Genomic DNA, 13,271 nt, shown 5'->3' on the forward strand with positions numbered 1-13,271 from the left:
TTTTCGTTATTGTTTAAGAAAGGGCTCCGATAGAAGTTCTGACTATTCGTAACAACATTTCAACATATGTCTTAAAGGTTGTTTCAATGTTGGTTCAACTTTATTTCTACCCAATTTCTTCTCTCAAAAAAACCAAAATATCTCCTATCAATTCAATCTATCAATTGATGTCAAAACTCTTATCAACTGAAATGCCTTTACTATCCGTGATAAGAAGAGAATATTTGCCTTTTGGAATAGAGGTTTCCATGTCCCAAGAAGTCATATTTACACCTTTTAAACCTGCTATTTCCCAAGACTTAACAGTTTCTCCTGTATTATTCTGAACTGTCAAGGTTACTGATTGGGCAGAAGGAAGGTAGAAAATGATTGCTTGTGAGTTTGTTCTTCCTGACATTGCGGACCAGCGTGGATTGATGCGAACATTGTCAGCTTTGAGAATGGCAAATGCTCCATTATCCTGTTTGATTTGATGTAAAACATCCAGATTGATGACATATACACTTCTTCCGTGCGTACCAATAACCAAATCATTGGCCTTGGCTTGAATCACCATGTCATAAATCGGAACGTTTGGCAAGTTACCTTGGAACAATGTCCAAATTTTCCCTCCATCCACACTTACATACAAACCATGGTCTGTTCCCAGATAAAGTATTTCCGCATCTTTTAAGTCTTCTTTGATAACATTAGTAGCCTCCATAGGTAAATTACTTTTGATGCTTGCCCATGTTTTTCCATAGTCAGTACTTTTGAAAACATATGCCTGAAAATCATCAAATCTGTAGCCAGTGAGCGTAAGATAGACTAAGCCTTCCTGATGGGCAGATGGAGTTACACTGCTTATCCATCTACCCTGAGGTAATCCTTTGCTGATATCAGTCCAGTTTTTGCCGTGGTCACGCGTTATCCAAATATTGCCATCGTCAGATCCTGCATAAAGTGTCCCAAACTCCAATGGAGATTCCTCTACTACTGTTAAGGTTGCAAATGGGACATTTCCGCTTTTTTGGTTTTTAGTCAAGTCTGGTGAAATGGTTTCCCAAGTATCTCCTCTGTCCAAGGAGCGGTACACGTATTGCGAACCCATGTAGAATATGTCCTGATTATGCTTGCTGAGCACTGCCGGTGTTCTCCAGTTCCATCGATTCGGGGCTCTGCCAATATCATGACCGGGGGTAACAGATTTACGTTCGCCAGTTTTGGTATTGATGCGAAAGTAGTTGCCAAACTGAAAGCCTGTATATACAATATCATTTGTTCGGGTGTCAACAGCTACCACCATACCGTCACCTCCCATTAAGGAAGTCCATACATCGGAAGGTTTTCCTGTTGATTTACCATACCATACGCCATTATCCTGCATTCCTCCGTAGATATTGTAAGGTTCGTTTTCATCTACCATGATGGAGTAAAACTGGCTGATCGTCAATTCTGTGTTTAAGTGCTCCCAGCGTTCGCCTCCGCCATAGGACCTGTATAAGCCCCCATCTGTTCCCAATAAAATATGTTTACTATCCTGTGGGTTGATCCACATCGCTTGATGATCCGAGTGTACATTGCCTACCGTATCGGTCAATGCAAAATTCTTCCCGCCATCTCTTGAAACTAATAGCGGCACACCCAATAAAAACAGTTCATCTGGATTTGTAGTGCTTGTACGGACTTCTCCAAAATAGTAACCATAGGTGTTGTAAAGTCTGGACAAGTCACTTTCGCTGACTTTTTTCCAGGATTTTCCACTATCTTCCGATCGGTACACCTCAGCCCCAACCACACTTGCATTTAGGATTGCGGCATTTGCATCCACACCACCTCCATTATAAGTAGCTATCTGCTTTGGAGTTATTTTCCCTTGGGCAACTAATCGCTTAACTGAAGCCGCATTGTATTTGGTGGCAAAGCGATTGCTGCGCAGAAAACGATCGAGTTTAGCATTATCCAAGTTTTGCACATCGGCTGCGCTCATAGTTTGGAAGCTTTCAAAGCTGAGATCTTCCGCATTCCTGCTGCCCATAGTTCGGGATGCTTCCCTCGTTTCAGTCCGTTGATTATCATGCAATGCATATACGATATTCGGTTGACTCATACTGAAGTCAAAGCCGATTCTTCCAACAAATTCATCCGTTGGGAATCCCGTATCTGATTTTTGCCAGGTTTCTCCACCATCTTCGGATTTCCAGATTCCGGAACCTTTTCCATTACCTATGAAATCATGCGATTGTCTAAATCGCTCCCAAGTTGCAGCCAACAAATGGTTTGGATTGCTTGGATCAACTTTGATATCGATGACGCCGGTATTGTTGTTGATAAATAAGGTTCGCTTCCATGTTTTTCCTCCATCAGTAGTTTTATATAGTCCTCTTTCTTCGTTGGTAGAGTAGAGAGAGCCCATGGAGCCCACCCAAACGATGTCTGGGTTCTCCGGGTGGATTTGAATTTGCCCTATGTGTTGGGAAAAGCCTAATCCCATATGTTCCCAAGTTTGTCCTGCATCAGTGGACTTGTATACGCCTGCACCTGCATAAGTGGATCGACTGGAGTTGTTTTCTCCCGTACCTACCCAGAGGATGTTATTGTTGCTTTTAGACAGGGCCATGTCTCCAATACCTATTGCGCCCTGATGGTCGAATATGGGAGCAAAAGACTGACCATTGTCACTTGTCTTCCATACCCCTCCGGAAGCTGCAGCAATGTAAAAGGTCTTATAGTCATTGCTGACTTCTATGTCAACCACGCGTCCACTCATATTAGTGGGGCCTACATTTCTAGCTGGATAATTTCTGAAAGGGGTTTCCGAAAATAGCTGTTGATGTTTTTCCACAGCTTCTTTTAATTCCTTCGCGGTTGTGGGTTTTATGTCTTGTGCGAGGGAGGGGGAGATAAGTAAGGCTCCAATAGCCAGGATCGAAAAAGAAAATTTTAAGTATTTTTTTAGCATAGCTGATGATTTTTTGCTTAGTAATATAAGTATTCAGAGGAATAAAATTGTCGAAAAATAGCTGAATGTGATATTCTTAGGATAATTGGATGGCAGGATGTTTGAAAATAGCCTGAATCTTTACTAAGTTCGAAGTACCAAAGGTAATTTAACTCAACGATTTCGGGAATCATGTCAAAAGTCCTCAAGTATAGCAAAAATTTCTACGTACTTTTTACGTTGTTTTTTATCATCTGGATGGTATTTATTGATTCCAATGATGTGGTGTCTCAATTCAAGCTGAGAACCAAGTTAAAAGAACTGGAAAATCAAAAAGAGTTTTATTTGGAGCGAAAAGAAAAAATCAAAGCCGATCGGGAGGAGTTGATGAGTAATTACGAATTGCTAGAAAAATTTGCTCGTGAGCGGTATTACATGAAGAAAAAATCAGAGGATTTGTATGTGGTGGTTGAAGAGTAGTGCTTTCTTGCTCACATGGGTACTGTTAGGGATGCAGCTCAGCTTTGCCCAGCGGGTAGTTGATCCGGAGGAAAGACCTCCTTTGAAAGACCGAATGTACTATGGGGGGAATTTTGGGTTATCTTTCGGTACGATTACTTTTTTGGATATATCACCTCTTGCAGGTGTCATGATTACTGACAAGTTATCTGCTGGCGCAGGACTCACGTATCAATATTTTAATGATAGCCGTTGGGTAGGTTTGTCCAACACACTTTATGGGGGGAGATTATTCACCAGATACAATGTGCTACCCAATATTTTTCTACATGCAGAATACGAGACGCTAAATTTTGAATTGTACAATTTTGAAACCAACACCTCAAGAAGAGAGTGGGTGGATGCATTTTTGGTTGGTGGAGGGTATTTCGTTCCTTTTGGGAATCGGGGTGGAGCAAACTTTATGTTTTTGTATAACCTCAATTACGATGTAAGACGATCTCCTTACAATGAACCATATGTGATTCGCGTAGGTTTAGTCTTGTAGTCATCATAAATTCATTTCTCATGGATTCTTTTGTTCAAAAATTGGCACTGGCTCATCGCAATTGTCCAGAATGCCCATCTGCTAAAGTTATTCAGTTATTTTTTGAGGACTTGTTAGGCCTTTTATTTCCTGATTTCTCAGAAGAACTCTTAAAAGACCCGGCACAAATTCAACAAAAAGTCGAAGAATTGAAATGCAGGCTGGGTGGCTTATTGATCAAAAATAAGCACTTACATCAAGCTGACGGAGGAGATTTAGCGGAACAGTTTTTTATCAACCTGGAAGCAATCTATGAGTTGATCCTCCAGGATGTACAAGCCATGTTTGATGGAGATCCAGCTGCTAAGTCATTGACAGAGGTGATCCGATGCTATCCTGGGTTTTATGCGATTACAGCCTACAGAGTGGCACATGGGTTACATACCTTGGGAATTAATCTTATCCCAAGAATGATAACCGAATATGCCCATAGTAAAACAGGTGTTGATATCCATCCAGGTGCCAAAATAGGACCAAAATTCTGCATAGATCATGCGACAGGAATTGTAATTGGCGAAACCACTGTTATCGGAGAATGTGTCAAAATATACCAAGGAGTAACCTTGGGTGCTTTGAGTGTGGATAAAATTGATGCTGATAAAAAGCGCCATCCCACCATCGAAGATCATGTGGTGATTTATGCCGGGGCAACCATCCTAGGGGGGAATACGGTCATTGGAAAGCATTCCATAGTAGGTGGGAATGTATGGTTGACCAAGTCTATACCTCCTCACTCTAAAGTATATTACCAAGCCAATATGCAAGACCCATCTGGAGAACATCGTGAAACTTATATTATCAAGACCTAATGTATATTGAAAAGCTGATCGGTAATACTCCTTTAGTGGAGCTTCGCACCATTCCAACCAATCCAGGCGTGCAGATTTATTGCAAATTGGAGGGACAAAACCCAGGTGGTTCTGTCAAGGATAGAGCTGCTTACAATATGCTGAAGTCTGCGCTTGAGAGAGGGACAATTCAAGCGGGGGATAATTTGGTAGAAGCGACTAGTGGAAATACAGGTATTGCCTTGGCAATGGTGGCTAATTTTTTGGGTTTAAATATGACCTTGATCATGCCGGATAACTCCACCAAAGAGCGAATTCTATCCATGGAGGCTTATGGTGCTAAAGTGATCTTAACACCTGCTGCAAAAACGATTGAATACTCTCGTGAACTTGCTGAGCAGATGGCCCGTGAAGAAGGCTATGTGATGCTGGATCAATTTGCCAACCCTGATAATTACATGGCCCACTATTATAGCACAGGTCCTGAAATTTGGAGAGATACAGAGGGTAAAGTCACTCATTTTGTGTCTGCCATGGGTACAACCGGTACGATAATGGGGGTGTCTAAGTTTTTGAAAGAGAAAAATCCAGCTATTCAAATTGTAGGGACCCAGCCTACAGACGGTTCGAATATTCCAGGAATCCGTCGATGGTCTCCTGAGTTTTTACCAAAGATTTTTGATCCTTCTCGTGTAGATCGAGTGATTGATGTCAGTCAAGATCAGGCCACTACTATGACTCGGAGAATGGCAAAAGAGGAGGGAATTCTTGCGGGTATGAGCAGTGGAGGTGCGCTTCATGCAGCCCTTCAGCTTGCTCAAGAGCTCGAGCAAGGTGTGATTGTTTGCATTACTTGCGATCGAGGGGATAGATATCTGAGTTCGGATTTATTTGGATGAAATCCAACGTTTTTCATTTTTCAAGTGAAATGGCAGAGGAATCTTTTACGTTTTTCTTGATTCTATTCACGAAATAGAAAAAGCATCCCAAGTTATAAACCATAAGTCCAAACACCAGAAGGACAGGGCTTGGCATTGTTCCAGTGTCCTGAATAAAAGCAACTAAAATACCTATTGGTAGGCCTATTAGAAAAAAACAGGCTGAGAGATTTAATAGTGCTTTTTTATGGAATAGTAAGTTTCCAATTTTCAACATGATACCTTGAGGGCTAAATTTTCAGAAATATTTTTTTTAAAAACTCAGGCAACCTTTAGTTGTCGTTATAGCCATTGCTTACCGGGATGAATCCATGGAATTCTATATGGACGTTCTAATAATTCAGTTGCCTCAGGATCATTCAAAATTATTCGTCGCTTCGGGTCATATCTCAATGGTCTTCCTAGGTCCATAGAAAGATTGGCCAAGATGCAGGACGCCGTCGAAATATGGCTGCTGTAAATATCTGCAATCGGATCAGTATTGTGACTAATGGATTCTACCATGTTTTGAAAATGCCTTCTCGTCGCTGGGGCTGCATGAATCTCCATGCCTGTTTCGGTCAAATCTTCGGGATATTTTTCTCGCTCATATAAACACTCAAATACTTGAGATTCTGCATCGGGGTAGGGGGTGAATTCAGCTTTGAAAGGAGAACCCGCGAGCACCCCATGTTCTCCATATATCTTAAATCCCCAAGGGTATTCAGGGTCTACGGGATTTCCCCAAGTTCGGTGCTGCCAGGTGACTGTCACATTGTCAAACTCAAAAATGGCGGTTTGGGTGTCTGCTGTATTGGATTGACCTTTATTTTGTACAAAAATCCCACCCTTTGCAGCAATGGTATGAGGCCAGTCCAAATTGAGCATCCAACGTACAGCATCCAACATATGCACAGCCATATCCCCCGTAATTCCATTTCCGTACTCCATAAATGATCGCCAGTGTAGACCATGGGGTAATCCTGTAAAGGGTCTCAAGGGTGCAGGTCCAGTCCAAAAGTCGTAATCAAAATGCGCAGGTATTTCTTGCAGCTCTTTGGTTTTATCCTCCCGCATGTGGTAGTAACAGAAAATATCCGCCGCTGCTATCTTTCCCAACTTATCTGTGTCGATGATTGCTTGCTTGGCCTCGATTAAGTGAGGGGTGCTGCGCCGTTGAAGTCCAACTTGGACGACCTTGGCATATTTTTTTGCAGCTGCCACTACAGCCTCCCCTTCCAAGACATCTACTGAAACAGGTTTTTGCACATACACATGGGAACCTGCTTCCAAGGCTGCAATGGTTTGCAAAGCATGCCAATGGTCTGGTGTACCAATGATCGTAATGTCTAGGGCATGATTTTTAAATAGTTCCCGATAGTCTTTGTACAGCTGGGGAGGATTGGATTGTGACTGTCTTTGTGCCAATAATGTTGCAGCTTCCTCCAATTGTATGCGATCCACATCGCAGAGGGCGACTACCTCACACGAGGCAATTTGGAGTAAACGAAAGAGGTCACTTTTACCATACCAACCTGTGCCAATGACGGCTACTCGAAGTGGTTGTTTATTTCCAATAAATCCAGCGGATAAATTTCCAAGACTAGAAAGTGCTAGTATAGCTGCGCTTTTCTTTAGAAAATTCCTTCTTCCAGAAGTTGAGACTGTTTTCATATGCCATGGATATACAGTCTCAAGTTACAAAAAGGAGAGGGGAAGACAAGGAGAACTTAGGAAAAGCTTACGCCCAACTTTTCTCCCAATTGGGTCAAATCTTCTACTACTGCTTGGAGTAAGGGTATTCCCTCTTTTCTTCGAATCGCTTCTAATTCGCGTTCAGGATCGCCTGGAATGATTACTTTTTCTTGTCCTTCTACTGGTGTGGCACTTCTGAATCGACTGATCCAAGTGTCCATATGACCTTTGAATTCATCCGCAGGTCTGAAAGCATCTACTCTCATGGCTCCAAAAAAGTGTCCTAAACCTTCCCCAACTGGATTGGGGTCAGGTTCTAGAAATGCTACAAACGGCGGAACCCAAGGACCGTAATTAGCACCTGATAAAACTGCAGAGAATATATCCACAATCGCCCCAAGTGCATATCCTTTGTGCGATCCATGATCTCTATCTCCACCCAAGGGTAATAGCGCACCACCCTTTTTGACACCGTTAGCATCAGTGGTTGGGATGCCCTGTGGGTCCTGAACCCATCCAATTGGAGCCTCTAAGTTTTTTCGCTGTAAAATTTCCAATTTTCCGTTAGCAGCAGTTGTTGTTGCCATATCTGCTACAAAAGGTGGTTGTTCATTAGCCGGTATGGCTACAGAAATAGGGTTTGTTCCCAAAAGACGCTCTTTGGAAAAAGTCGGAGAAACCAATGGACTTGCATTTGTCAAGGAAATTCCAATCATATCATGTTCCAAGGCCATCATCGCATGATAGCCAGCAATTCCATAATGATTACTATTTTTCACGGAAACCCATCCGGTACCAGCATTTTTGGCTTTCTCTATGGCCACCTGCATAGCAAATGGAGCGACCACCAATCCTAATCCACCATCTCCATCCACTACTGCGGTACTTGGGGTTTCGTATGTGACGCGGATAGATGGAGTAGCATTGATTCTTCCTTTTTCCCACAAGCGAACATAGCCAGAAAGTCTCGCTACACCATGGGAGTCTACTCCACGCAAATCAGCAGATACCAAAACATCGGCAGCCAACTTTGCATCCGCTGCAGGACAGCCAATTTTTCGCAGAATATCAACAGTGAATTGGTGGAGGTGTTCGTATGTGAAATTCATAAGCTTCGTTGGTCTTATTTCTCTGCAATGGCAAGAGAATCTTTTCCCATCAGTTGAGCGATGGCCCCTTCTTTGAGGGCAAAATTAGAACATACCAAGAGTTCTACTGAAAGGAATCCTAAAATAAATTCAATCAAACAAGAGGCAACTACAATCATATCCACACGCATAGGGATCATGCCAGGGATTTTGAGTCGTTCTTCCTTGGGTAAAGTATGTAGTTGGTTGGAAATTTGATCAAAGGCAGTACGAGGCAGTAAAAAGACCCGTTCTTCTCTGGTCTTATGTTTATGTAAAGAGGCGTAATAAATATCGGATAAAGTATCAAAAGTTCCGGAAGCACCTACAAAGCGTGAGGGTTGATATGTCTGTATAGCAGTGATTAATTCCTGAAGATTACCTCCAAGGTATTCAAATAAATTTTGTGTTTCTTCAGGAAGTATAGGATCATGGTAGTGAAAAAGGTCCAACATGCGTTGACCTCCAATCTCAAAACTTTGTTTCCACATGACAGCTTGCTGTGTCCCGATGATGAATTCTACAGAACCACCGCCAATATCCATCATCAAAGAAACTTCCTCATTCAAGGCTCCACTTAGTCGAATACCTTCATAAATCATTTGGGCCTCTTGCACCCCATCGATGACATTGATGTCTATCCCTATGGTCTGAGAAACCTTGCTAACAAAGGCCTGACCATTCTCTGCATTTCTAACTGCGGAAGTAGCGAAAGCAAATATTTCGGTGATTCCTTCACCGTCAATCAGGTTTTTGAAGTGTTGTAGGGTATGAAAGGCTCTTTTTTCAGCATCGGCTTGAATTACTCGTTGGTTAATTCCCCCTTGTCCTATTTTTACAGCGACTTTTTCTTTGTATAAAGTCGTGTATTTCTCTCCATAAATCTCCACCAACAACAAATGAAATGTGTTGGTCCCCATATCGATAATTGCAGCCTTTCTAGGTCTCATACTCACCTATTTTTAAGATGTGCGAATATAGAAACATAATCTTGAAAACTGCTAACCTATTTTCAGTCAATTTTACTGGAAGCCAAAGAGATGCTTTTGGAACTTTGGTAAATTGTATAGTCATTGACCAACAAATTTTTCTCACTATCGCAGTCCTTACTTATATTTGACCAAGTTAATATTTTAAACAGGGGATATCGATCGTAAGAAAAAAGCTTCCTAAAGAAGAGTTTTTCTAAAGTCACTCCAAAATAACCGTCGAAAGCAAACTTTAAACATATGAAAAGTCAAGTCAAAGGAATTTATAGCCTGCCGTCCAACAAGGAAAAATTCGAACTTTTAACTAAAAAGAATGAAGAAGCATTACTGGGAGGGGGAGCCAAAAGGATTGAAGCTCAACACAAAAAGGGGAAATTGACTGCCCGAGAGCGCATTGATTTTTTGATGGATGAAGGTACATTTCAGGAAGTTGATAAGTTTGTGATGCATAGAGCCAAGGATTTTGGCTTAGACAAGGAACACTACCTCGGAGATGGGGTGGTTACAGGTTATGGAGAAATCAATGGTCGATTAGTCTATGTGTACTCCCAGGATTTCACTGTTTTTGGAGGCTCTCTATCGGAGACTCATGCTGAAAAGATCTGTAAAATCATGGATATGGCTATGAAAAATGGAGCACCAGTAATTGGTCTCAATGATTCTGGTGGTGCACGTATTCAGGAAGGGGTCGTTTCGTTGGGTGGTTATGCAGATATTTTTTACAGAAATACACTCGCATCAGGAGTGGTTCCGCAAATTTCTGCGATCATGGGCCCATGTGCTGGTGGAGCAGTGTATTCTCCTGCGATTACCGACTTCATCTTGATGGTAGAAAATACTTCCTACATGTTTGTGACAGGCCCTAATGTAGTAAAAACGGTGACACAAGAAACCGTAACAGCAGAAGAATTGGGAGGAGCAAGTACGCATAGTACCAAAAGTGGGGTGACACATTTTGCATGTTCTAATGAATTGGATTGTATCAATCATATCAAGCAGTTGCTAAGCTATATTCCTCAAAACTGCGAAGATGAGGCACCTGTATATGCTTATGATAAGAAGGAAAATGAATTGAGACCTCAATTGGATACCATTATCCCAGAAAACCCCAATCATCCCTATGATATCCGTGAAGTGGTGAATGGAATTGTGGATGAGGATTCCTTTATGGAAGTGCATAAAAACTACGCGGATAACATCGTAGTTGGATTCGCAAGGTTGGCTGGCCGAAGTATTGGTATTGTGGGCAATCAACCACAATCTATGGCAGGTGTATTGGACAACGACGCTTCCATCAAAGCAGCAAGGTTTGTCCGTTTCTGTGACTCATTTAATGTGCCTTTATTGGTCCTTGTAGATGTTCCAGGATTTTTGCCAGGTACTGACCAAGAATGGAACGGGATTATCGTCAATGGTGCAAAGTTATTGTATGCATTCTCAGAAGCCACCGTCCCAAGAGTAACTGTCATTACCCGTAAGGCTTATGGTGGAGCTTATGATGTAATGAATTCCAAACATATTGGAGCTGATTTGAATTTTGCTTGGCCTACTGCGGAGATCGCCGTAATGGGCGCCAAGGGTGCTGCCGAAATTATTTTCAAACGTGAAATTGCTGAAGCAGAAAATCCAGAAGAAAAACTCCAAGAAAAAATCGACGAATACACCTCAAAATTTGCGAATCCATACCGCGCAGCCCATAGAGGATTCGTAGACGAAGTCATCCTCCCATCCGAAACCCGTGAAAAACTCATCCGCGCCTATAAAATGCTAGAAAATAAGGTGGATAAATTGCCTAGGAAGAAGCATGGGAATATTCCTCTTTAACGGCTAGTCAGTCAACGGTTGACGGTCAACTGCAAGCAGTGCGCAATTAACAGTGAGTAGTGAATAATGATAGTCGGTCTCTATGTAAAACCTACGATTTTCTTTTAATAGAGGATGATCGTAGGTTGGTTTTTAGTGTAAATTTTGTCAAAAGTGATACTTTTACTACTATGGCATTTAAGTTTGAAAAGTTAAAAGTTTGGAAAACTGCTTTGGAACTGGCTTTTGAGGTAAGTAAAGTAATTCAGGAGTTTCCTTCACATGAAAAATTTGTACTAGGGACACAAATGCAAAAAGCGGCTGATTCTGTTATACTAAATATTGCAGAGGGCTCCACAGGTCAAAGTTCTGCTGAATTTAAACGATTCTTGAATTACAGTATACGCTCAGCATTGGAAGTAGTCACTTGTCTTTACCTTGGCGAAATGAGAAAAATCATCAAAAGTGACGACTTTACAAGTTTATACAATAAGTATAATGATCTCATTAAAAGCATACAAGCTCTAAGAAACTCTTTAACCTAAACTATCTGAATTCGATAAATTGTTAAAGAAAATAGTAATCCCATTTTATACGTGTATCAAAACCGTTGACAATTGACCGTCGACTGTTGACATCCAAAACTCACAATATGCAATCTTCAAAAATATTCCTTACTAACTACCTCAACAACGCCTCTCCAACTGGATTTGAGGCATCTGGACAGCAAATTTGGCTGGATTATGTCAAGCCTTTTGTAGATACGTATTTTACGGATAATTATGGAACTGCTGTAGGAGTCATCAATCCCGATCATCCATACAAAGTGGTGATAGAGGCCCATGCAGATGAGATTTCTTGGTTTGTCAATTACATCACTCCAGAGGGGTACATCTATGTACGCAGAAATGGTGGTTCAGATCACATGATTGCTCCATCCATGCGTGTGAATATCCATACCGATAAGGGGATTATTCCAGGGGTTTTTGGTTGGCCGGCCATTCATGTGCGCAAAGATGGGAAAGAAGATGCTCCTACGCTGGATAATATCTTTATTGATGTAGGTGCCCGAACCAAGGACGAGGTCTTGGAAATGGGGATTCATGTGGGTTGTGTAATCACTTTTAAAGATGAATTACAAGAGCTCAATGGGAAGTTTCTTTCCGGGAGGGCCTTGGACAATAGAATCGGAGGGTATATGATCGCAGAGGTTGTTAGGAAAATCCAGGAGTCTCAGGTGAAATTACCTTTTGGTCTCTATGTGGTCAATGCAGTTCAGGAAGAGATTGGATTGAGAGGAGCAGAGATGATTGCTGCTCGTATCAAGCCCAATGTTGCGGTCATTACAGATGTTTGTCATGATACCACTGCACCCATGTATAGTAAAATTGTTTCTGGTGATCAGGTGGCAGGCAATGGACCCGTGTTGACGTATGGGGCAGCAGTACATAAAAAATTATTGGATTTGATTATTGCTACAGCTACCAAAAATGAGATTCCATTCCAAAGAGCAGCAGCTTCGAGAAGTACAGGTACTGATACTGATGCTTTTGCTTATTCTAATGAAGGTGTTCCTTCAGCCTTGATTTCCTTGCCTTTGAAGTACATGCATACAACTGTTGAAACAGCCAGTAAGCAAGATATAGATCATGTGATCGAATTGATGTATAAGTTTTTATTGGAGTTTGATCCTTCGTTTGATTTTAGGTATGTAGTCTAACTTATACCTTCAAAACTGAAAGCCCAAAAACAACTCAGTACATCTAGTTGAAAACAAAAAAGGCCTGCATTTCTGCAAGCCTTTTTGTGGAGGATAACGGAGTCGAACCGATGAACTTCCCGACGTCTGTCGGGACGCTCTAGCCAGTTGAGCTACTTTCGATAAGCCAAAGAATGTATTTTCTTGATTTTTTCCGTTTGATTTCTAGCTCACGTTTAAGAGCAGATGATCTATCTATCAATTCTTCGGTATAAACGATTTCCCAAA

Annotated in this window: 11 protein-coding genes and 1 tRNA gene; 7 read left to right on the forward strand and 5 right to left on the reverse strand. The window is 41.6% G+C overall.

The window, feature by feature from the left end; all coding sequences use genetic code 11:
• Positions 1 to 160: 160 nt before the first annotated feature.
• Positions 161 to 2,941, reverse strand: a complete 2,781-nt coding sequence (locus tag ACXIUD_RS14095; RefSeq protein WP_458053287.1) for a WD40/YVTN/BNR-like repeat-containing protein — start codon at positions 2,939 to 2,941, stop codon at positions 161 to 163.
• A 171-nt stretch (positions 2,942 to 3,112) separates the two neighbouring features.
• On the opposite strand from ACXIUD_RS14095, the gene ACXIUD_RS14100 reads away from it, so the two are divergent.
• The 4 genes from ACXIUD_RS14100 to cysM are packed head-to-tail and all read left to right on the forward strand — an operon-like array spanning position 3,113 to position 5,652.
• The gene (locus ACXIUD_RS14100) at positions 3,113 to 3,400 is read left to right on the forward strand and encodes an FtsB family cell division protein (protein WP_458053288.1); all 288 of its coding nucleotides are present in this window, start codon (positions 3,113 to 3,115) and stop codon (positions 3,398 to 3,400) included.
• Positions 3,381 to 3,926, forward strand: coding sequence for a hypothetical protein (locus ACXIUD_RS14105; protein ID WP_458053289.1), 546 nt, complete (start codon positions 3,381 to 3,383; stop codon positions 3,924 to 3,926). Before ACXIUD_RS14100 ends, ACXIUD_RS14105 begins: the two co-directional genes overlap by 20 nt.
• 20 nt (positions 3,927 to 3,946) lie before the next feature.
• Complete coding sequence (locus tag ACXIUD_RS14110) at positions 3,947 to 4,774, forward strand: serine O-acetyltransferase (RefSeq protein ID WP_458053290.1); 828 nt, start codon at positions 3,947 to 3,949, stop codon at positions 4,772 to 4,774.
• Positions 4,774 to 5,652, forward strand: coding sequence for a cysteine synthase CysM (gene cysM / locus ACXIUD_RS14115; RefSeq protein ID WP_458053291.1), 879 nt, complete (start codon positions 4,774 to 4,776; stop codon positions 5,650 to 5,652). Before ACXIUD_RS14110 ends, cysM begins: the two co-directional genes overlap by 1 nt.
• A 321-nt stretch (positions 5,653 to 5,973) precedes the next feature.
• Here the strand turns inward: cysM and ACXIUD_RS14120 are convergent, their stop codons facing one another.
• The 3 genes from ACXIUD_RS14120 to ACXIUD_RS14130 are packed head-to-tail and all read right to left on the reverse strand — an operon-like array spanning position 5,974 to position 9,442.
• On the reverse strand, positions 5,974 to 7,344 hold the full coding sequence (locus ACXIUD_RS14120; protein ID WP_458053292.1) for a Gfo/Idh/MocA family protein: 1,371 nt from the start codon (positions 7,342 to 7,344) through the stop codon (positions 5,974 to 5,976).
• A gap of 56 nt (positions 7,345 to 7,400) precedes the next feature.
• Positions 7,401 to 8,474 carry an Ldh family oxidoreductase gene (locus ACXIUD_RS14125; RefSeq protein WP_458053293.1) on the reverse strand — a complete coding sequence of 358 codons (1,074 nt, stop codon included), beginning with the start codon at positions 8,472 to 8,474 and terminating at the stop codon, positions 7,401 to 7,403.
• A 14-nt stretch (positions 8,475 to 8,488) separates the two neighbouring features.
• The gene (locus ACXIUD_RS14130; protein ID WP_458053294.1) at positions 8,489 to 9,442 is read right to left on the reverse strand and encodes a Ppx/GppA phosphatase family protein; all 954 of its coding nucleotides are present in this window, start codon (positions 9,440 to 9,442) and stop codon (positions 8,489 to 8,491) included.
• A gap of 279 nt (positions 9,443 to 9,721) precedes the next feature.
• Between ACXIUD_RS14130 and ACXIUD_RS14135 the strand changes: the two genes are divergently transcribed.
• From ACXIUD_RS14135 to ACXIUD_RS14145, 3 genes are all read left to right on the forward strand, one after another.
• Entirely contained in the window at positions 9,722 to 11,305 is a 1,584-nt protein-coding gene (locus ACXIUD_RS14135) for an acyl-CoA carboxylase subunit beta (protein WP_458053295.1), read from the forward strand.
• A gap of 170 nt (positions 11,306 to 11,475) precedes the next feature.
• Positions 11,476 to 11,829, forward strand: a complete 354-nt coding sequence (locus tag ACXIUD_RS14140) for a four helix bundle protein (RefSeq protein ID WP_458053296.1) — start codon at positions 11,476 to 11,478, stop codon at positions 11,827 to 11,829.
• A gap of 107 nt (positions 11,830 to 11,936) precedes the next feature.
• The gene (locus ACXIUD_RS14145) at positions 11,937 to 13,004 is read left to right on the forward strand and encodes a M20/M25/M40 family metallo-hydrolase (RefSeq protein ID WP_458053297.1); all 1,068 of its coding nucleotides are present in this window, start codon (positions 11,937 to 11,939) and stop codon (positions 13,002 to 13,004) included.
• Between the two features lie 87 nt (positions 13,005 to 13,091).
• Here the strand turns inward: ACXIUD_RS14145 and ACXIUD_RS14150 are convergent.
• Positions 13,092 to 13,158 (reverse strand) — tRNA-Leu (locus tag ACXIUD_RS14150).
• Positions 13,159 to 13,271: the final 113 nt, after the last annotated feature.

The sequence above is a fragment of the Mongoliitalea sp. genome (genome assembly GCF_054166905.1).